The sequence below is a fragment of the Streptomyces sp. NPDC058401 genome (assembly GCF_042722885.1).
Lineage (GTDB): Bacteria > Actinomycetota > Actinomycetes > Streptomycetales > Streptomycetaceae > Streptomyces.
Genome location: NZ_JBHXKA010000047.1, coordinates 19,820 through 38,969, shown reverse-complemented (window position 1 = coordinate 38,969; position 19,150 = coordinate 19,820). Strand labels below are relative to the sequence as shown.

Annotated in this window: 18 protein-coding genes and 3 tRNA genes; 19 read left to right on the top strand and 2 right to left on the bottom strand. The window is 68.3% G+C overall.

What is annotated here, in order from left to right:
* The first annotated feature begins 972 nt into the window (after window positions 1-972).
* The 10 genes from ACFWNV_RS19205 (at window position 973) to ACFWNV_RS19160 (ending at window position 7,069) form a co-directional block, all read left to right on the top strand.
* Window positions 973-1,045, top strand: a tRNA-Thr gene (locus ACFWNV_RS19205).
* 48 nt (window positions 1,046-1,093) lie between these two features.
* Window positions 1,094-1,166: transfer RNA gene (locus ACFWNV_RS19200), tRNA-Met, on the top strand.
* A gap of 88 nt (window positions 1,167-1,254) precedes the next feature.
* Entirely contained in the window at window positions 1,255-1,419 is a 165-nt protein-coding gene (gene rpmG, locus ACFWNV_RS19195) for a 50S ribosomal protein L33 (RefSeq protein ID WP_003956487.1), read from the top strand.
* A 116-nt stretch (window positions 1,420-1,535) separates the two neighbouring features.
* The gene (locus tag ACFWNV_RS19190; protein ID WP_383948097.1) at window positions 1,536-2,027 is read left to right on the top strand and encodes a MaoC family dehydratase N-terminal domain-containing protein; all 492 of its coding nucleotides are present in this window, start codon (window positions 1,536-1,538) and stop codon (window positions 2,025-2,027) included.
* Window position 2,028: 1 nt separating this feature from the next.
* Window positions 2,029-2,457, top strand: coding sequence for a MaoC family dehydratase (locus tag ACFWNV_RS19185; protein ID WP_383948094.1), 429 nt, complete (start codon window positions 2,029-2,031; stop codon window positions 2,455-2,457).
* Between the two features lie 160 nt (window positions 2,458-2,617).
* Window positions 2,618-3,172, top strand: coding sequence for a TetR/AcrR family transcriptional regulator (locus tag ACFWNV_RS19180; protein WP_383948091.1), 555 nt, complete (start codon window positions 2,618-2,620; stop codon window positions 3,170-3,172).
* A 217-nt stretch (window positions 3,173-3,389) separates the two neighbouring features.
* On the top strand, window positions 3,390-4,883 hold the full coding sequence (locus ACFWNV_RS19175) for a DHA2 family efflux MFS transporter permease subunit (RefSeq protein WP_383948088.1): 1,494 nt from the start codon (window positions 3,390-3,392) through the stop codon (window positions 4,881-4,883).
* A gap of 157 nt (window positions 4,884-5,040) precedes the next feature.
* On the top strand, window positions 5,041-5,487 hold the full coding sequence (locus ACFWNV_RS19170) for a DUF3291 domain-containing protein (protein WP_383948085.1): 447 nt from the start codon (window positions 5,041-5,043) through the stop codon (window positions 5,485-5,487).
* 92 nt (window positions 5,488-5,579) lie between these two features.
* Window positions 5,580-6,635 (top strand): UDP-N-acetylmuramate dehydrogenase, encoded by a 1,056-nt coding sequence (locus ACFWNV_RS19165; RefSeq protein ID WP_383948082.1) that lies wholly within the window; start codon window positions 5,580-5,582, stop codon window positions 6,633-6,635.
* Between the two features lie 17 nt (window positions 6,636-6,652).
* Window positions 6,653-7,069 (top strand): hypothetical protein, encoded by a 417-nt coding sequence (locus ACFWNV_RS19160; protein ID WP_383948079.1) that lies wholly within the window; start codon window positions 6,653-6,655, stop codon window positions 7,067-7,069.
* Between the two features lie 13 nt (window positions 7,070-7,082).
* Here the strand turns inward: ACFWNV_RS19160 and ACFWNV_RS19155 are convergent, their stop codons facing one another.
* Together ACFWNV_RS19155 and ACFWNV_RS19150 are read right to left on the bottom strand one after the other, a co-directional pair.
* A complete protein-coding gene (locus ACFWNV_RS19155; protein WP_383948076.1) occupies window positions 7,083-8,102 on the bottom strand; it encodes an adenosine deaminase in 1,020 nt (339 codons plus the stop codon).
* Window positions 8,103-8,350: 248 nt separating this feature from the next.
* Complete coding sequence (locus ACFWNV_RS19150; RefSeq protein WP_266905489.1) at window positions 8,351-9,577, bottom strand: pyridoxal phosphate-dependent aminotransferase; 1,227 nt, start codon at window positions 9,575-9,577, stop codon at window positions 8,351-8,353.
* Between the two features lie 190 nt (window positions 9,578-9,767).
* Between ACFWNV_RS19150 and ACFWNV_RS19145 the strand changes: the two genes are divergently transcribed.
* The 9 genes from ACFWNV_RS19145 to rpoB all read left to right on the top strand — a co-directional run bounded on the left by ACFWNV_RS19145 (window position 9,768) and on the right by rpoB (window position 19,130).
* A tRNA-Trp gene (locus ACFWNV_RS19145) sits at window positions 9,768-9,840 on the top strand.
* A 107-nt stretch (window positions 9,841-9,947) separates the two neighbouring features.
* Entirely contained in the window at window positions 9,948-10,229 is a 282-nt protein-coding gene (gene secE / locus ACFWNV_RS19140) for a preprotein translocase subunit SecE (protein ID WP_030298162.1), read from the top strand.
* A gap of 84 nt (window positions 10,230-10,313) precedes the next feature.
* The gene (gene nusG / locus ACFWNV_RS19135) at window positions 10,314-11,279 is read left to right on the top strand and encodes a transcription termination/antitermination protein NusG (protein ID WP_383948071.1); all 966 of its coding nucleotides are present in this window, start codon (window positions 10,314-10,316) and stop codon (window positions 11,277-11,279) included.
* 171 nt (window positions 11,280-11,450) lie between these two features.
* A complete protein-coding gene (rplK, locus tag ACFWNV_RS19130) occupies window positions 11,451-11,885 on the top strand; it encodes a 50S ribosomal protein L11 (protein WP_266880601.1) in 435 nt (144 codons plus the stop codon).
* 86 nt (window positions 11,886-11,971) lie between these two features.
* A complete protein-coding gene (rplA, locus tag ACFWNV_RS19125) occupies window positions 11,972-12,700 on the top strand; it encodes a 50S ribosomal protein L1 (protein WP_383948068.1) in 729 nt (242 codons plus the stop codon).
* 186 nt (window positions 12,701-12,886) lie between these two features.
* On the top strand, window positions 12,887-13,720 hold the full coding sequence (locus tag ACFWNV_RS19120) for a hypothetical protein (protein WP_383948065.1): 834 nt from the start codon (window positions 12,887-12,889) through the stop codon (window positions 13,718-13,720).
* A 317-nt stretch (window positions 13,721-14,037) separates the two neighbouring features.
* Window positions 14,038-14,568: a 50S ribosomal protein L10 gene (gene rplJ / locus ACFWNV_RS19115; protein ID WP_215023401.1), complete on the top strand. Its 531-nt coding sequence runs from the start codon at window positions 14,038-14,040 to the stop codon at window positions 14,566-14,568.
* A 110-nt stretch (window positions 14,569-14,678) separates the two neighbouring features.
* Window positions 14,679-15,059 carry a 50S ribosomal protein L7/L12 gene (rplL, locus tag ACFWNV_RS19110; RefSeq protein ID WP_383948062.1) on the top strand — a complete coding sequence of 127 codons (381 nt, stop codon included), beginning with the start codon at window positions 14,679-14,681 and terminating at the stop codon, window positions 15,057-15,059.
* Window positions 15,060-15,647: 588 nt separating this feature from the next.
* Window positions 15,648-19,130 carry a DNA-directed RNA polymerase subunit beta gene (gene rpoB / locus ACFWNV_RS19105; RefSeq protein ID WP_383948059.1) on the top strand — a complete coding sequence of 1,161 codons (3,483 nt, stop codon included), beginning with the start codon at window positions 15,648-15,650 and terminating at the stop codon, window positions 19,128-19,130.
* The last annotated feature ends 20 nt before the right edge of the window (window positions 19,131-19,150 follow it).

Sequence of the window (19,150 nt, the reverse complement as noted above, 5' to 3'; positions counted from 1 at the left end):
GCCGGGAGCCAGAGGGCTGGACCCGGACGCGGGGCAGGAGGCCGGACCCGGAGAGACGGGGGCCCGGCCGGGCCCTGGGCGGGGCCGGAGGCGGGAGCTGGAGGCCGGGGCCGGGTCGGGAGCCGGAGGCCGGACCCAGAGGCCGGAGCCGAAGGCCGTTCGCCCAGGGCCTGGTCCCGTCTCCGGTTCCCGTCTGCGGTCCGGGCTGGGGTCCGGTCCCCGCGTCTCGCCTCCGGCCCGCCCGGGCTCCCGTCGCCGGGTCCGGTCGGGGCCCGGCCTCCCAGTCCCGTCTCAGGCTCCCGTCCGGGGCTCGTCCGGGTTCCCGTCGCCGGGTTTGCCCAGGGCCCGGCCCGGACGGCCCCGTCCGCCTCTGAGCCCGTCTGGGTCCCTGTTCCGGGACGGGACCCGCCCGGTTCCGGGCGCGTCTGGGTTTCCGTTTCGGGATGGGCCTTACTCGGCTCTGGGCCTGTCCGGGTCCCCGTTCCGGGGACAGGCCCTGCCCGGCTCCGGGCCGGTCTGGGGCCCCGCTTCGGGACAGGCCCCGCCTGGCTGCTCCCTCGGCACCGGCACCGGGCCCCGCCCCGCCCCGCTGGGTGCACCAGGTTCGTGGCTGGTTCGGCGGTGGTCCTGGACCGAAACGGACCGAACCGGACGGAGCCGAGTCGAACCGAGTCGAACCGAGCCGAACCGGGCCGCCCGCCTCCGCGTGCGGTCGGGGCGCCGGCCTTCGGGGTGTTCCCGCCTCCGAGGTGGGCGGGAACGTTCGTGGGTGGGGTCGTTCCGGAGCGGGGGAGGGGTTGCTCAGGGTGAGGGTGGGTGTGATGCCTGACACTTTCCGGGGGGAAAGGTGGTCAGAAGGGGGAGCGGGGCGGGTTTTTCGGGGATCAAGAAAAGTGGCGGTGGGGCTCCGAGGCCAGTCCCCGCAAAGGATTTGGGCGATCGGCAGGCGACCGTGTAATGTCTTCCTCGCTCGCCCCAATAGCTCAGTCGGTAGAGCGTCTCCATGGTAAGGAGAAGGTCTGCGGTTCGATTCCGCATTGGGGCTCTGGTGAGAGAGGTTCCCCACCCTCGGGTGGGGAGCGGATCTCATCAAAGCGGCGTAGCTCAGTCGGTAGAGCAAGCGGCTCATAATCGCTGTGTCACCGGTTCAAGTCCGGTCGCCGCTACACACAGTAGCCGATTGCGGGGTCGGTCTCCCGATCGGCTACTCTTTTATGCGTTCATCCGTCCAATTGTCCGTCAAGGAGCACTCACGTGGCTGCCACCGACGTCCGCCCGAAGATCACGCTGGCCTGCGTGGAGTGCAAGGAGCGGAACTACATCACCAAGAAGAACCGGCGTAACAACCCGGACCGTCTTGAGATGAAGAAGCACTGCCCGCGTTGCAACTCGCACACCGCGCACCGCGAGACCCGCTAACAACCGGCGAAGTCTCGTACAACAGGCACAGTCTTACCGTCATGAGGTCGTCCCCTTCATTGGGGGGCGGCCTTGTGTCGTTTCGAGAGATCGTTTCAACAGGGAGGTAGGGAGTCATGGCGCTCGACCAGTCCTTCGTGGGGCGGAGCTACCCGCCCACCGATCCGTACGAGGTCGGCCGGGAGAAGATCCGCGAATTCGCGGTCGCCGTGGGTGACGCCAATCCGGTGTACACGGATCCCGAAGCAGCCAAGGCGTTCGGTCACCAGGACGTGATCGCCCCGCCGACCTTTGTGTTTGCCATCACGTTCGCGGCGGCCAGCCAGGTCGTCGACGACCCGCAGCTGGGGCTGGACTACAGCCGCGTCGTGCACGGCGACCAGAGGTTCGCGTACACCCGTCCCGTGCGGGCCGGGGACCGGCTGACGGTGACCTCGACCATCGAGGCCATCAAGTCGCTCGCGGGCAACGACGTCATCGACATCCGCGGTGAGGTCCACGACGAGTCCGGCGAGCACGTGGTGACCGCCTGGACGAAGCTCGTCTCCCGGGCGCCCGAGCCCGCCGCCGCTCCCGCCGTCGCCGGTTCCGCCCCCGAGGAGGCCTGAGATGGCTGCCAAGATCCAGTACGACGCGGTCGAGGTCGGTACCGAGCTGCCGGCGGCGTCCTTCTCCGTCACGCGGGCGACGCTGGTGCGGTACGCGGGTGCGTCGGGTGACTTCAACCCGATCCACTGGAACGAGAAGTTCGCCACCGAGGTCGGACTGCCCGACGTGATCGCCCACGGCATGTTCACCATGGCCGAGGCGATCCGCGTGGTGACCGACTGGGTCGGCGACCCGGGTGCGGTCGTCGAGTACGGGGTGCGGTTCACGAAGCCGGTCGTCGTCCCGAACGACGGGCAGGGCGCGCTGATCGAGGTCACGGCCAAGGTCGCGGCGAAGCTCGACGACAACCGGGTGCGGGTCGATCTGACGGCCACGAGCGCCGGGCAGAAGGTGCTGGGGATGTCGCGCGCGGTGGTTGCCCTCGCGTAGGGAGTCCCGACTCCGCCGGCGAGTAGGACCTCTTTGGTTTTGTGTTGCCGGCCATGTGCAGAGGCCCTGGCTTGCGAGGAAACTTGCAGGTCAGGGCCTTTTTGGTGGGTGTTTCGGGATGAGTCTTGCCAAGTTAGTGATTGAGCACTAACTTTGAAGCATGGCAAGGATGAGTGCGGAAGAGCGGCGCGAGAGCGTCATCCTGGCGGCGATGGGCGAGTTCGCGCGGGGTGGGTACTACGGGACCTCCACCGAGGCGATCGCCAAGCGGGTCGGGGTGTCCCAGCCCTACCTCTTCCGGCTCTTCCCCAACAAGCAGGCCATCTTCCTGGCCGCCGCCGCCCGCTGCATGGAAGACATCCGGCGCGTCTTCGAGGAAGCCGCCAAGGGTCTCCAGGGGGAGGACGCGGTCCAGGCGATGAGCGTGGCGTACATGAAGCTGATCGCCGAGCAGCCCGACAAGCTGCAGATGCAGCTCCAGACGTACGTGACCGTCGCCGCCGCCGAGGCGGCCGGGGAGTCGGAGTTCGGCGAGATGGTGCGGGCCGCCTGGATGGAGTTGTGGGACACCCTGCACGTGCCGCTCGGGGCGGACGTGAAGGAGACGACCTCCTTCCTCGCGTACGGAATGCTGATCAACACCCTGTCCGCCATGGGGTTCCCTGCGGGGCACCGGGTCTGGGACGGCTGCTACCCGGGCGTCCGGCCCCAGTAGCGAACGGGTGGGTGCGGGTGCGAATGCGCCCCCTCTCCTGCCCCGCCTCCGCTCCAGTCCAGCCAGTCCAGCCAGTCCGGCCAGTCCAGTCAGTCCGGTTTCTCCACCCCGCCGTTCGTTCGCCGGCCGCGTCCTGTCGCGCTGCCGCGGGTCGGCCGGTGCCGGGTTCGGGTCTGTCCGTTGAAGTTAGTGATCAATAACTAGTTTTGGGGGAAACGTGCAGGACACCAAGCTTCGCGGGCCCGCGGTCTGGGCCCTCGTCATCACCGGGGCCGCCAGCTTCATGGCCGCGCTCGACAACCTCGTCGTCACCACCGCGCTCCCGTCCATCCGCGAGGACCTCGGCGGGAAGCTGGAGGACCTGGAGTGGACGGTGAACGCGTACACGCTCACCTTCGCCGTCCTGCTCATGTTCGGCGCGGCCCTCGGTGACCGGTTCGGCCGCCGCCGGCTCTTCATCGCCGGCACGGCCGTGTTCACCGTCGCCTCCGCCGCCGCGGCCCTCTCGCCCGGCATCAACGAGCTCATCGCCGCCCGGGCCGTTCAGGGAGTCGGCGCGGCGATCATGATGCCCCTCTCGCTCACGCTGCTGACCGTGGCCGTCCCCGCCGCCCGGCGCGGAATGGCCCTCGGCATCTACGGAGCCCTCACCGGCCTCGCCGTCGCGAGCGAGCCGCTCATCGGCGGCAGCCTCACCGAGCACATCTCCTGGCAGTGGATCTTCTGGCTGAACGTCCCGATCGGGCTGGCCCTGATGCCGCTCTCCCGGATGAAGCTCGGCGAGTCCACCGCCCCGCAGGCGAAGCTCGACCTCCCCGGCACCCTCCTCATCAGCGGCGGGCTCTTCGGCATCGTCTACGGGCTGGTCAACGCCAACGCGCACGGCTGGACCAGCGTCCCCGTGCTCACCTCGCTGCTCGTGGGGGCCGCACTCGTGGGCGGGTTCATCCACCACGGCTTCCGCAACGCCAACCCGGTGCTGCCCATGCGGCTCTTCCGCGACCGCGGCTTCTTCGGCATCAACATGGCGAGCCTGCTGATGTTCGTCGGAATGTTCGGCTCGATCTTCCTGCTGAGCCAGTTCCTGCAAGGCGTCCTCGGCTACTCGCCCACCGAAGCCGGGCTGCGCATGCTCCCCTGGACCGCCATGCCCATGATCGCCGCCCCGATCTCGGGGATCCTCTCCGACCGGATCGGCAGCCGCCCCGTCGTGGTCGCCGGACTGGCGCTCCAGGCCGTCGGCCTCGGCTGGTTCGCCGTGATCCTGGGCACCGAAGTCTCCTACGCCGCCCAGCTCCCGGCGATGATCATCAGCGGCATCGGGATGGGCCTGTTCTTCGCCCCCGCCTCCAACGCCCTCATGTCCACCGTCGCCCCCGCCGACCAGGGCAAGGCCGCCGGAGCCAACAGCGCCCTGCGCGAAGTCGGCGGAGCCCTCGGCGTCGCCGTCCTCGCCTCCGTCTTCTCCGCCCAGGGCGGTTACCAGTCCGGGCAGTCCTTCACCGACGGCACCGTCCCCGCCCTGTGGATCGGCGGCGCGGCCGTCGCCCTGGCGGCCGTCCTGGCCCTGCTGCTCCCCGGCCGGGCCGCGGAGAAGGCCCGGGCAGCGGAGTCCCTGCCGATGGCGGAGCGGGCATCGGAGGACCCGTCGGCGGATGGCCGGGCCACGGTCCCGGCCGACGGACTCGCCCCCGAGAAGGTGGCCGTCTGAGCGGGTTCCGCTCGCCGGCCGGTGCCTGCGCGGCGGCCGGCGGGGGAACCGCAGCCGCCGAGCCGCACGCAGCTCCGTAAGAGACAAGAGCAACAGGCAAGAGCAACAGGCAAGAGCACGGCACGGCGCGACACGACACGAGTGAGGGAAGCCCGTCATGCCCGACATCCCCTGGTCCACGCCCACCCGCCCCGCCCCCGGCGCCGAGGTCTACGTCATGGCCTCCCGTTTCGAGACCGTGAGCCTGGGCGGAGCGCTGAAGTTCCTCCTCAAGTCGCCCGGCATAGTCCTCCAGACGCGCAAGGCCCCCGGCGCCCACGGGGTCGCCCTGCGGGCCCGGGTCCTGCGCCGCACCTTCCTGACCCTGTCCGCCTGGGAGGACCGGGACGCGCTCTACCGCTTCGCGGGCAGCGAACCGCACCGCTCCAGCTCCCGGGCGGCCGCCGCCTACACGAAGGAAGCCGGGTTCGTGTTCTGGACCGTCCCGGCGAGCGAGCTCCCCATCCGCTGGGACGAGGCGGAGCGCCGCCTCGCCGAGGCGGAGCGGGAGAAGGAAGAGAAGAAGGAAGAGGAGAAGGAAGGGAAGAAGGAGGGGCACGGCTGAGGCGGGCCGTTGACGCCCCGTACGGCCCTGCGGTACGCGTACGGTCCGTGGCCCCGCCTGCTCCGGGGGACGCGGACCGTACTCTTGTCCACGTGCAGGAACTCCACGACGCCCCCCTCGCCCCGCTGACCACCTTCCGGCTCGGCGGCCCCGCCGCCCGGCTGGTCACCGCGACCACCGACGCCGAGGTCGTCGCCACCGTGCGCGCCGCGGACGAGAGCGGCACCCCGCTCCTGATCATCGGCGGCGGCAGCAACCTGGTCATCGGCGACCAGGGCTTCGACGGCACCGCCCTGCGGATCGCGACCACCGGCTTCGCGCTCGACGGGACCCGGCTGGAGCTCGCCGCCGGCGAGAACTGGAGCGAGGCCGTCGCCCGCGTCGTCGACGCCGGGCTCGCGGGCATCGAATGCCTCGCCGGGATCCCCGGCTCGGCCGGCGCCACCCCGATCCAGAACGTCGGGGCGTACGGCCAGGAGGTCTGCGACACGATCACCGAGGTCGTCGCCTACGACCGCACGCGCGGGGAAACGGTCACGCTGTCGGCCGCCGACTGCGCGTTCTCGTACCGCGACAGCCTCTTCAAGCACCAGCCCGACCGCTACGTCGTCCTGCGCGTGCGCTTCGCCCTGGAAGACGCGGGCGGCCTGTCCGCGCCGGTCAAGTACCCCGAGACGGCCCGCGCCCTCGGCGTGGAGGCCGGCGACCGGGTGCCCGCGGCGCAGGCCCGGGAGACCGTCCTGCGGCTGCGCGCCGGCAAGGGCATGGTCCTCGACCCCGCCGACCACGACACCTGGTCGGCCGGCTCCTTCTTCCACAACCCGATCCTCGGCGACGCGGCGTACGCCGCCTTCCTCGCCCGCGCCCAGGAGCGGCTCGGCCCCGAAACCGCCCCGCCCGCGTACCCGGCCGGCGAGGGCCGTACGAAGACCAGCGCGGCCTGGCTGATCGACAAGGCCGGCTTCACCAAGGGCTACGGCGACGGCCCCGCCCGCATCTCCACCAAGCACACCCTCGCCCTCACCAACCGGGGCGAGGCCACCACCGAAGACCTCCTCGCCCTGGCCCGCGAGGTGGTCGCGGGCGTCCACGCGGCCTTCGGCGTCACCCTGGTCAACGAACCGGTGACGGTCGGCGTCAGCATCTGAGGAGTCCCGGCCCGCCCATGCTCTGTCCCCTGCACGGGGCCGGTACGGACCCCACCCGGCTGGTGGGACGCACGATCAGAAGGGTCGTCGCGTCCTGGCACATCAGCGACGGCGAACGCTCCGAGGCTCCCCTCGACGTCTGGCTCCTCGACAGCGACGGGGAGTCCACCCGGATCACCACCGGGTCCGACGCCTGCCTGATCGTGGAATCCGAGGCGCCGCACGAGCCCTACGACATGGGGGAGTGGGGCCGCATCGAGGTCGGCGAGGACCTCGGAGACCACCCCTTCCTGCGCCACCTCGGCGACACCGTGGAATCGGTCGCCGAGTTCGCCCTGCCCGCGCAGGGCCGCACCCACCTGGAGATCGGCTTCCCGGACGGCGCCCGGGTGCGCGCCGACTGCCACGAGGGCGACCTGCGGCTCACACGCTGAGGCGTGCCGCCCCCTACGAGGCGATCCAGTGGTCGATCCCGGCCAGCAGCTTGTCCTGTACGTCCGAGGGCGCCGCGCTGCCGCGCACCGACTGGCGGGCCAGCTCGGCGAGCTCCGCATCCGTGAAGGCGTGGTGCCGGCGGGCGATCTCGTACTGGGCTGCGAGCCGGGACCCGAAGAGCAGCGGATCGTCCGCACCCAGGGCCATCGGGACCCCGGCCTCGAAGAGGGTGCGCAGCGGGACGTCCTCGTGGCGTTCGTACACCCCGAGGGCGACATTGGACGCCGGGCAGACCTCACAGGTGATCTGGCGGTCGGCGAGCCGTTTGAGCAGCCGGGGATCCTCGGCTGCCCGTACGCCGTGCCCGATGCGGGCGGCGTGCAGATCGTCGAGGCAGTCGCGGACGGAGGACGGGCCGGTGAGCTCGCCGCCGTGCGGGGCCGCGAGGAGGCCGCCCTCGCGGGCGATGGCGAAGGCCCGGTCGAAGTCGCGGGCCATGCCGCGGCGCTCGTCGTTGGACAGGCCGAAACCGACGATGCCGCGGTCGGCGTAGCGGACGGCGAGCCGGGCCAGGGTGCGGGCGTCCAGGGGGTGCTTCATGCGGTTGGCCGCGATGACGACCCGCATGCCGAGGCCGGTCTCGCGGGAGGCGGCGTCCACGGCGTCGAGGATGATCTCGACGGCGGGGATCATCCCGCCGAGGAGGGGGGCGTAGGAGGTGGGATCCACCTGGATCTCCAGCCACCCGCTGCCGTCGCGGACGTCCTCCTCCGCGGCCTCGCGGACCAGGCGGCGGATGTCGTCGGGCTCGCGCAGGCAGGAGCGGGCGGCGTCGTAGAGCCGCTGGAAGCGGAACCAGCCGCGTTCGTCCGTGGCGCGCAGCTTCGGTGGCTCACCGGAGGTGAGGGCGTCCGGGAGGCGGACGCCGTACTTGTCGGCGAGCTCCAGCAGGGTCGACGGGCGCATCGAGCCGGTGAAGTGCAGGTGGAGGTGGGCTTTCGGCAGAAGCGTGAGATCGCGTACGTGCTCCATTTGTTGATCCTGCCGCACTTTCACCCCGGCCTGCAGCCCGATTCCCTGAACGGGGGCTTGCCCGAACGTAAATCCTGGGGTCGGGGCGCCGGGCTGCCGCTGCGCGGGGCTCGTCCCCTACCCGCCCTTCGCCCGTTCCCCGGGGCTCCGCCCCGGACCCCGCTCCTCAAACGCCGTCGGGGCTGGATATGCCTGAGCGGCGGCTCCCCCGTAGGGGAGCCGCCGCTCAGGACTGGCTGTGGGACGGGCTACGCCTTGGCCTCCGCCAGGAGCTTCTGGATGCGGGAGACGCCCTCGACCAGGTCCTCGTCGCCCAGGGCGTAGGAGAGGCGGAGGTAGCCGGGGGTGCCGAAGGCCTCACCCGGGACGACGGCGACCTCGGCCTCGTCCAGGATCAGGGCCGCGAGCTCGACGGAGGTCTGCGGGCGCTTGCCGCGGATCTCCTTGCCGAGGACGTCCTTGACCGCCGGGTAGACGTAGAAGGCACCCTCGGGGGTCGGGCAGAAGACGCCGTCGATCTCGTTCAGCATCCGCACCATCGTCTGGCGGCGGCGGTCGAAGGCGGTGCGCATCTCGTGGACGGCGTCCAGGTTGCCGGAGACGGCGGCCAGCGCCGCGACCTGGGCCACGTTGGAGACGTTGGAGGTGGCGTGCGACTGGAGGTTGGTCGCGGCCTTGACCACGTCCTTCGGGCCGATGACCCAGCCCACGCGCCAGCCCGTCATGGCGTACGTCTTGGCGACGCCGTTGACGATGATGCACTTGTCGGCCAGCTCGGGAACGATCGCCGGGAGCGAGACGAACTTCGCGTCGCCGTAGACCAAGTGCTCGTAGATCTCGTCGGTCAGGACCCACAGGCCCTTCTCGACGGCCCAGCGGCCGATCGCCTCGGCGTCGGCCTCGGTGTAGACGGCGCCGGTCGGGTTCGACGGGGAAACGAAGAGGACGACCTTCGTGCGCTCCGTGCGGGCCGCCTCCAGCTGCTCGACGGAAACCCGGTAACCGGTGGTCTCGTCGGCGACGACCTCGACCGGGACACCGCCGGCGAGACGGATCGACTCCGGGTACGTGGTCCAGTACGGCGCCGGGACGATGACCTCGTCACCCGGGTCCAGGATCGCTGCGAACGCCTCGTAGATCGCCTGCTTGCCGCCGTTGGTGACCAGGACCTGGGACGCGTCGACCTCGTAGCCGGAGTCGCGCAGCGTCTTCGCGGCGATGGCGGCCTTCAGCTCGGGCAGACCGCCGGCCGGCGTGTAGCGGTGGTACTTGGGGTTGCGGCATGCCTCGACCGCGGCGTCGACGATGTAGTCCGGGGTGGGGAAGTCGGGCTCACCGGCTCCGAAACCGATCACCGGACGCCCGGCGGCCTTGAGGGCCTTGGCCTTGGCGTCGACGGCGAGGGTGGCGGATTCGGAGATGGCACCGATACGGGCGGATACGCGGCGCTCGGCGGAAGGCGTTTCAGAGGTCATGCGGCCAATCGTCCCAGACGGGAAACGAGCGCCGCACTCCGTTTCAGTTACCGGACGGAAGCTCTCCGGCCGGTGCTGTTCGACGTCAGGGCCCGGACCACGTACACTCAACCGTCGTTGGCCCTGCCAAACGCTGCAGAGCGTGAGCACACCGTGCACTCGTCTGGATGCGGTAGGTTGGGACACACAAAGGGTCGTAGCTCAATTGGTAGAGCACTGGTCTCCAAAACCAGCGGTTGGGGGTTCGAGTCCCTCCGGCCCTGCTCCACACTCCTTCTCGGACGTGTGTGCGCAGGTACGTACTTAGATGCAGTGCCGTGCGGCGCAACCGGGCGCGGCTACGGCCACGACCCGGATTCAGGTGAGAGACGTGACGGACGCCCTGGGCTCCATCGACATGCCTGACGCCGAGGATGACACTCGCGAGAAGAAGGCCCGCAAGGGCGGCAAGCGCGGCAAGAAGGGCCCTCTGGGTCGTCTCGCGCTGTTCTACCGCCAGATCGTCGCGGAACTCCGCAAGGTTGTTTGGCCCACTCGCAACCAGCTGACGACGTACACCACTGTGGTGATTGTCTTCGTCGTCATCATGATCGGTCTGGTGACCGTGATTGACTATGGGTTCCAGGAAGCCATCAAGTTCGTCTTCGGCTGATCCCCGCGGAGGGCGGCGCCTTGATGGGTGCCGCCCGTTTTCGCATGTTCGACCACCTTTTGTATCCAGGAAGAAGCAGCCACCGTGTCTGACCCGAACCTGAACGTGAGCCCCGACTCCGTCGAGTCCGTCGAGGACGAGCTCGACATCGTCGAGGCTGCAGACGCTGTGGACCCCGACGAGGCCGAGCTCGCCGACGCCGAGGCGGGTGTCGCCGCCGAAGAGGCCGCGCTGCACGTCGAGGAAGAGGTCGACGCCGAGGCCGAGGACGACGCGGAGGCCGAAGAGGCCGACGACGAGTCCGATGAGGACGAGTCCGACGAGGACACCGAGGAAGAGGTCTCCGACGAGGCTTCCGACGAGGACGACGAGGCCGAGGCCGAGGACGACGAGGAGGCCGTAGAGGCCGCCGACGCCGAGCCCGCCGAGCCCGTCGACCCCATCCAGGCCCTGCGCGAAGAACTGCGCCTCCTGCCCGGCGAGTGGTACGTCATCCACACGTACGCCGGCTACGAGAAGCGCGTGAAGGCCAACCTGGAGCAGCGCGCCGTCTCGCTCAACGTCGAGGACTTCATCTACCAGGCCGAGGTGCCCGAGGAAGAGATCGTCCAGATCAAGAACGGCGAGCGCAAGAACGTCCGGCAGAACAAGCTGCCCGGTTACGTTCTCGTCCGCATGGATCTGACGAACGAGTCCTGGGGCGTCGTCCGCAACACCCCCGGCGTCACCGGCTTCGTGGGCAACGCCTACGACCCGTACCCGCTGACCCTGGACGAGATCGTCAAGATGCTCGCCCCGGAGCTGCAGGAGAAGGCCGCCAAGCTGGCAGCGGAAGAGGCCGGTCTGCCGGCGCCCGCCGTCAAGCGCGCCATCGAGGTCCTGGACTTCGAGGTCGGCGACTCGGTCACCGTCACCGACGGCCCGTTCGCGACGCTGCAGGCGACCATCAACGAGATCAACCCGGACTCGAAGAAGGTCAAGGGTCTCGTCGAGATCTTCGGCCGCGAGACCCCGGTCGAGCTCAGCTTCGACCAGATCCAGAAGAACTGATCCACAGCCCTTCTGGCACACGCTTCCGGACAGGTCAGATTGCCCCCTTGCGGGCGGTCTGACCTGCTCGGTTTTCAGCCTCGCACCGATACCCGTTATCGTGGTGCGGTATGCCTCCATCCGGATGACCGGATTGGCGGCGAAAACTCTCACTAGGACCCGGAGAGAGCAATGCCTCCCAAGAAGAAGAAGGTCACGGGGCTTATCAAGCTCCAGATCAAGGCCGGCGCGGCCAACCCGGCTCCGCCGGTCGGCCCCGCGCTCGGTCAGCACGGCGTCAACATCATGGAGTTCTGCAAGGCCTACAACGCCGCGACCGAGTCGCAGCGTGGCATGGTCGTGCCGGTGGAGATCACGGTCTACGACGACCGCTCCTTCACCTTCATCACCAAGACGCCGCCGGCCGCGCGCCTCATCCTGAAGAGCGCCGGTGTGGAGAAGGGCTCTGGCGAGCCGCACAAGACGAAGGTCGCGAAGCTTACGCGTGACCAGGTTCGCGAGATCGCCACGCTCAAGATGCCTGACCTGAACGCCAACGACATCGACGCGGCCGAGAAGATCATCGCCGGCACCGCGCGTTCGATGGGCATCACGGTCGAAGGCTGATTCAGCCACCCCCCAGCACCACAGTGGTAGGGCCAAGCGCTGGTCCGCACCACGACTCCATGCCTGATCACAACACAGGAGCAGAAGTGAAGCGCAGCAAGACTCTCCGCGCTGCGGACGCCAAGGTCGACCGGGACAAGCTGTACGCCCCGCTCGAGGCCGTCCGTGTCGCCAAGGAGACCTCCGCGACCAAGTTCGACAGCACCGTCGAGGTCGCCTTCCGCCTGGGTGTAGACCCGCGCAAGGCCGACCAGATGGTCCGTGGCACCGTGAACCTCCCGCACGGCACCGGCAAGACCGCCCGGGTCCTGGTCTTCGCGACCGGTGACCGTGCTGCGGCCGCGGAAGCCGCCGGCGCCGACATTGTCGGCGACGACGAGCTCATCAACGAGATCTCCAAGGGCAACCGCCTCAACGAGTTCGACGCCGTTGTCGCCACGCCGGACCTCATGGGCAAGGTCGGCCGCCTCGGCCGCGTGCTCGGTCCCCGTGGCCTGATGCCGAACCCGAAGACCGGCACCGTCACGATGGACGTCGCGAAGGCTGTCACCGAGATCAAGGGTGGCAAGATCGAGTTCCGCGTCGACAAGCACTCGAACCTGCACTTCATCATCGGCAAGGTCTCCTTCACCGATGAGCAGCTGGTCGAGAACTACGGCGCGGCCCTGGACGAGATCCTTCGTCTGAAGCCGTCCGCCGCGAAGGGCCGCTACATCAAGAAGGCCGCCCTCAGCACCACCATGGGCCCCGGCATCCTGCTGGACCAGAACCGCACCCGGAACCTCCTCGTCGAGGAAGACCCGGCCGCGGTCTGACTGAGCCGGGCCTGACGGCCCGCTGAGTTGCCCGAACGGGCCCTTCGCCCCCCTCTGGGGAGCGAAGGGCCCGTTCTCGCGTTCCCGCCCGGAAATCCGTGAAGCGATTCGCGGACCGGCCCGTAGGGTCGGAAAACCGGCCCCCGGGCCGGCACGGACGACGGACGAAGAACAAGGTTTCTCTTTATGGCTGAGCACGGAACGAAGACGGCTGCCCGGATGCGGACCGGTGCCGCCCTGGCGGGCGTCGCACTGCTCGTGAGCGGCCTCGCGGCATGCGGCACGGACAAGACCGCCGCGGGCAAGGACGGGGGCTCGGGGGCGAAGGCCGAGGCGGCCAAGCCCCCGACGCCCGCGGAGGCGGTGAAGGCGGCCTACCTGAAGACGGCCGCCGCCAAGTCCGCCAAGGTCGAGCTGACGACCACCGACCCGGCGGGGAAGACCTCGGGTCAGTCCGGCACCAAGGGCTGGTACCCGTACAGCCACGACATCCTGCTGAAGAAGGACGGGGCCGACAAGCGCTCGGTCATGATCGGCGACGTCATCTGGACCAAACTGGACAAGCCCCTGAAGGGCAAGTCCTGGATGAAGATGAACCTGGCCGCGGACGGGAAGCCGGTCGCGCGGCGGGGCGAGGACCCGGCCGAGTACCTCGCGATGCTCCTCGGACAGGACACCGTCCAGTACGTGGGCGCCGAGCAGGTCGACGGGACCGAGGCCGCGCACTACAAGGCGATCCTCACCGGCCCGGAGCTGCAGAAGGCCGACGAGACCACGAAGGCCATGGCGGAGCAGAACCGCCAGTACCTCCACGAGGCGGTCAAGGAGATCAAGGAGCTCCGCGTCGACCTGTGGATCGGCAAGGACGGGTACCCCGTCCGCTACGAGTCCACGGAGACGGGGGCCGAGAACGGCCCGCTCCAGACGAAGGCGGCCTTCTCCGCCTTCGGTACGACTCCTGCCGTCGCTGAGCCGCCGGCGGCGGACACGGTGGACTTCGACGAGGTCATGGGGAACTGAGCCCCGGACAGGGGCCCCTACGGCCTCGGTCCGCGGGGCTCCGGAAGAGGCCCTGAAGGGCTCCCGAGGGGCGGATTTGCTCCTCATCGGGTGGTTCCCGTACTCTTCCGGAGAAGCCAAAGACCGCTGGTCGTTGCCGTGCCTGCAAGGGTGCGGTGGCCGAAGGATCCGCTAACCGCGGACGTCCTGCGCAGGTGTTCAAGGAAAGTTCCCGGAATCCGTTCCGGTTGAGCTACGCCCTGGCGCCTGCGCCGGGGCGTTTCGTGTTTATGCCCCTTCTGAGCGGTCCTCATCACCCGGAAGGAGGCCGACGCACTATGCCGACGCCCAACAAGGCTGCCGCGGTAGCCGAGCTCACGGACCAGTTCCGCGACTCGAACGCCGCCGTGCTGACCGAGTACCGGGGTCTCACCGTCGCGCAGCTCAAGACGCTGCGTCGCTCTCTCGGTGAGAACGCCCAGTACGCCGTGGTGAAGAACACGCTGACCAAGATTGCGGCCAACCAGGCCGGGATCACCGCGCTGGACGAGCACTTCGCTGGTCCCACCGCGGTCGCCTTCATCACCGGTGACCCGGTGGAGTCGGCGAAGAGCCTGCGTGACTTCGCCAAGGAAAACCCGAACCTCATCATCAAGGCGGGTGTCCTTGATGGTAAGGCGCTCACCGCCGATGAGATCAAGAAGCTTGCGGACCTCGAGTCCCGCGAGGTTCTGCTCAGCAAGCTGGCCGGCGCGTTCAAGGGCAAGCAGTCTCAGGCTGCCTCGCTCTTCCAGGCGCTGCCGTCGAAGTTCGTCCGCACTGCGGAAGCGCTTCGCGTCAAGCTCGCCGAGCAGGGCGGTGCCGAGTAATTCGGCTCGCGCACTGATCCACGCCGCCTAGTGCGTGGGTCAAAGCGGGCCGTTACGCCCGCCTCTATATACATCCGGCACCTGCCGATTTAGTGGAAGGATCGCCCATCATGGCGAAGCTCAGCCAGGAAGACCTGCTCGCTCAGTTCGAGGAGCTCACCCTCATCGAGCTCTCCGAGTTCGTGAAGGCGTTCGAGGAGAAGTTCGACGTCACCGCCGCCGCGGCCGTCGCCGTTGCCGGTCCGGGTGCCCCGGTCGCCGCCGAGGCCGCTGAGGAGCAGGACGAGTTCGACGTCATCCTCGAGGGCGCTGGCGACAAGAAGATCCAGGTCATCAAGGTCGTGCGCGAGCTCACCTCCCTGGGCCTCAAGGAGGCCAAGGACCTCGTCGACGGCGCTCCGAAGCCGATCCTCGAGAAGGTCGCCAAGGAGGCCGCTGAGAAGGCTGCCGAGTCCCTCAAGGCTGCCGGCGCGTCTGTGACCGTCAAGTAACACCTCTGGGGCCCTTCTGGGACCCTTTCAAAGGGCGACCACCCGTAAGGGTGGTCGCCCTTTGGCGTACCCGGAGTGCCTGACTTGCCCTGGTCTCGTTGGGGAGTAGGGTGATCTTCGTTGCTCTGCGGCAGGGTCCTTCGATGATCCGCTCGGAGCAGGGGGCCTTGACGAACGGGACGCGGCGCGCAATTCTCAGATCCGTCGTGAGATCGGCAGGCCCGATCCGAGATCCGAGGCATGGATCGGGTCCGTATCGGGCATGGATCGACTACGAAGAGGGCAGTACTGCTACGCGCTCTGTATGCGAGCCGGGCGGGACGCAAGGTTGTTTCAACGACATGGGGAAGGCCTGTTGCCGGTTTCCGGAAACCTGGTCTGGACATCAGTGAGCCTAGTGGCTACACTGACCCTTTGCGCTGCCTGTTAGCTGCCCCCTGCCCGTCGCCAGGGGCATGCCCACGCATGAGCACACTTGATTGAACGGCCCTGAGCTGGTCCTTATGACCAGATGGGGGGCGCTTGTCTTCTGTGTCAGCTGGGACCGGTACGCGCGTAGTGAGTCCGAGCCCTCGGAAGGACCCCCTCTTGGCCGCCTCGCGCAACGCCTCGACCAATACGAACAACGGTGCCAGCACCGCCCCGCTGCGCATCTCCTTTGCAAAGATCAAGGAGCCCCTCGAGGTTCCGAACCTCCTGGCGCTGCAGACCGAGAGCTTTGACTGGCTGCTCGGCAACGCCGCCTGGAAGTCTCGCGTCGAGTCGGCGCTTGAGAGCGGACAGGACGTTCCCACCAAGTCCGGTCTGGAAGAGATCTTCGAGGAGATCTCGCCGATCGAGGACTTCTCCGGGTCGATGTCGCTGACGTTCCGCGACCACCGTTTCGAGCCGGCGAAGAACTCGGTCGACGAGTGCAAGGACCGCGACTTCACGTTCGCGGCGCCGCTTTTCGTCACTGCCGAGTTCACGAACAACGAGACCGGAGAGATCAAGTCTCAGACGGTCTTCATGGGCGATTTCCCGCTCATGACCAACAAGGGCACCTTCGTCATCAACGGCACCGAGCGTGTCGTCGTGTCGCAGCTCGTCCGTTCCCCCGGTGTCTACTTCGACTCCTCCATCGACAAGACGTCCGACAAGGACATCTTCGCCGCCAAGATCATCCCTTCCCGGGGTGCCTGGCTCGAGATGGAGATCGACAAGCGCGACATGGTCGGTGTTCGCATCGACCGCAAGCGCAAGCAGTCCGTCACCGTCCTCCTGAAGGCTCTCGGCTGGACCACCGAGCAGATCCTCGAGGAGTTCGGCGAGTACGAGTCCATGCGCGCCACCCTGGAGAAGGACCACACCCAGGGCCAGGACGACGCGCTGCTCGACATCTACCGCAAGCTGCGTCCCGGCGAACCGCCGACCCGCGAGGCTGCTCAGACGCTGCTCGAGAACCTCTACTTCAACCCGAAGCGCTACGACCTCGCGAAGGTCGGCCGCTACAAGGTGAACAAGAAGCTCGGCGCCGATGAGCCGCTGGACGCCGGCGTGCTCACCACCGACGACGTCATCGCGACCATCAAGTACCTGGTCAAGCTGCACGCCGGTGAGACCGAGACCGTCGGTGAGTCGGGTCGTTCGATCGTCGTCGAGACCGACGACATCGACCACTTCGGCAACCGTCGTCTGCGCAACGTCGGCGAGCTCATCCAGAACCAGGTCCGTACGGGTCTGGCTCGTATGGAGCGCGTCGTCCGCGAGCGGATGACGACCCAGGACGTCGAGGCGATCACGCCGCAGACCCTGATCAACATCCGGCCGGTCGTCGCCTCCATCAAGGAGTTCTTCGGCACCAGCCAGCTGTCGCAGTTCATGGACCAGAACAACCCGCTGTCGGGTCTCACCCACAAGCGCCGTCTGTCGGCGCTTGGCCCGGGTGGTCTGTCCCGTGAGCGGGCCGGCTTCGAGGTCCGAGACGTTCACCCGTCGCACTACGGCCGCATGTGCCCGATCGAGACCCCTGAAGGCCCGAACATCGGTCTGATCGGCTCGCTCGCGTCCTACGGCCGCGTCAACGCGTTCGGTTTCGTCGAGACCCCGTACCGCAAGGTCATCGAAGGCGTCGTCACCGACGAAGTCGACTACCTGACGGCCGACGAGGAAGACCGCTTTGTCATCGCCCAGGCCAACGCCGGCCTGTCCGACGAGATGCGCTTCACGGAGAACCGCGTCCTGGTTCGCCGTCGTGGCGGCGAGATCGACTACATCGCCGGCGACGACGTCGACTACATGGACGTCTCCCCGCGCCAGATGGTGTCCGTCGCCACCGCGATGATCCCCTTCCTCGAGCACGACGACGCCAACCGTGCCCTCATGGGCGCGAACATGATGCGCCAGGCCGTTCCGCTCATCAAGGCGGAAGCGCCGCTCGTCGGCACCGGCATGGAGTACCGCTGTGCGGTCGACGCCGGTGACTCGATCCGTGCGGAGAAGGACGGTGTCGTCCAGGAGGTCTCGGCCGACTACATCACCGTCGCCAACGACGACGGCACGTACACCACGTACCGCGTCGCCAAGTTCTCCCGCTCGAACCAGGGCACCTCGGTCAACCAGAAGGTCATCGTCAACGAGGGTGACCGGATCATCGAGTCCCAGGTCCTCGCCGACGGTCCTGCGACCGAAGAGGGCGAAATGGCCCTCGGCAAGAACCTGCTCGTCGCGTTCATGCCCTGGGAAGGTCACAACTACGAGGACGCGATCATCCTGTCGCAGCGCCTCGTACAGGACGACGTCCTCTCCTCGATTCACATCGAGGAGCACGAGGTCGACGCCCGTGACACCAAGCTGGGCCCCGAGGAGATCACCCGGGACATCCCGAACGTCTCCGAGGAGGTCCTCGCGGACCTCGACGAGCGCGGCATCATCCGCATCGGTGCGGACGTCGTCGCCGGCGACATCCTGGTCGGCAAGGTCACGCCCAAGGGCGAGACCGAGCTGACCCCGGAAGAGCGCCTGCTCCGCGCGATCTTCGGTGAGAAGGCCCGCGAGGTGCGTGACACCTCGCTCAAGGTTCCTCACGGTGAGATCGGCAAGGTCATCGGTGTCCGCGTCTTCGACCGCGAGGAGGGCGACGAGCTTCCCCCGGGCGTGAACCAGCTGGTCCGCGTCTACGTCGCCCAGAAGCGCAAGATCACCGACGGTGACAAGCTCGCCGGCCGCCACGGCAACAAGGGTGTCATCTCCAAGATCCTTCCGATCGAGGACATGCCCTTCCTTGAGGACGGCACGCCGGTCGACATCATCCTGAACCCGCTGGGTGTCCCGTCCCGAATGAACCCGGGACAGGTCCTGGAGATCCACCTCGGCTGGCTCGCCAGCCGCGGCTGGGACGTCTCCGGCCTCGGCGAGGAGTGGGCCGAGCGACTGAAGGCCATCGGCGCCGACCGTGTCGAGCCCGGTACCAACGTCGCCACCCCGGTGTTCGACGGTGCCCGCGAGGACGAGATCTCCGGCCTCTTCGAGCACACCATCCCGAACCGCGACGGGGACCGCCTGGTCCTCCCGACCGGCAAGGCGCACCTGTTCGACGGCCGCTCCGGCGAGCCGTTCCCGGAGCCGGTCTCGATCGGCTACATGTACATCCTGAAGCTCCACCACCTGGTCGACGACAAGCTCCACGCTCGGTCGACCGGTCCGTACTCGATGATCACGCAGCAGCCGCTGGGTGGTAAGGCGCAGTTCGGTGGCCAGCGCTTCGGTGAGATGGAGGTGTGGGCGCTTGAGGCTTATGGCGCCGCTTACGCCCTCCAGGAGCTCCTGACCATCAAGTCCGATGACGTGACCGGCCGCGTGAAGGTCTACGAGGCCATCGTCAAGGGCGAGAACATCCCCGAGCCGGGCATTCCCGAGTCCTTCAAGGTGCTCATCAAGGAAATGCAGTCGCTCTGCCTCAACGTGGAGGTGCTGTCCTCGGACGGCATGTCCATCGAGATGCGCGACACCGACGAGGACGTCTTCCGCGCGGCGGAGGAGCTCGGTATCGACCTGTCCCGGCGTGAGCCGAGCAGCGTCGAAGAGGTCTGACGGGCCTGACGGGGGGCTCG

Coding starts and splice junctions, on each gene's coding strand:
- ACFWNV_RS19120 (WP_383948065.1), top strand. CDS start 12,887: ATGGCTGAGCACGGAACGAAGACGGCTGCCCGGATGCGGACCGGTGCC.
- ACFWNV_RS19170 (WP_383948085.1), top strand. CDS start 5,041: ATGCCCGACATCCCCTGGTCCACGCCCACCCGCCCCGCCCCCGGCGCC.
- ACFWNV_RS19155 (WP_383948076.1), bottom strand. CDS start 8,102: ATGGAGCACGTACGCGATCTCACGCTTCTGCCGAAAGCCCACCTCCAC.
- ACFWNV_RS19190 (WP_383948097.1), top strand. CDS start 1,536: ATGGCGCTCGACCAGTCCTTCGTGGGGCGGAGCTACCCGCCCACCGAT.
- rplL (WP_383948062.1), top strand. CDS start 14,679: ATGGCGAAGCTCAGCCAGGAAGACCTGCTCGCTCAGTTCGAGGAGCTC.
- rplJ (WP_215023401.1), top strand. CDS start 14,038: ATGCCGACGCCCAACAAGGCTGCCGCGGTAGCCGAGCTCACGGACCAG.
- rplK (WP_266880601.1), top strand. CDS start 11,451: ATGCCTCCCAAGAAGAAGAAGGTCACGGGGCTTATCAAGCTCCAGATC.
- ACFWNV_RS19160 (WP_383948079.1), top strand. CDS start 6,653: ATGCTCTGTCCCCTGCACGGGGCCGGTACGGACCCCACCCGGCTGGTG.
- ACFWNV_RS19185 (WP_383948094.1), top strand. CDS start 2,029: ATGGCTGCCAAGATCCAGTACGACGCGGTCGAGGTCGGTACCGAGCTG.
- ACFWNV_RS19180 (WP_383948091.1), top strand. CDS start 2,618: ATGGCAAGGATGAGTGCGGAAGAGCGGCGCGAGAGCGTCATCCTGGCG.
- ACFWNV_RS19150 (WP_266905489.1), bottom strand. CDS start 9,577: ATGACCTCTGAAACGCCTTCCGCCGAGCGCCGCGTATCCGCCCGTATC.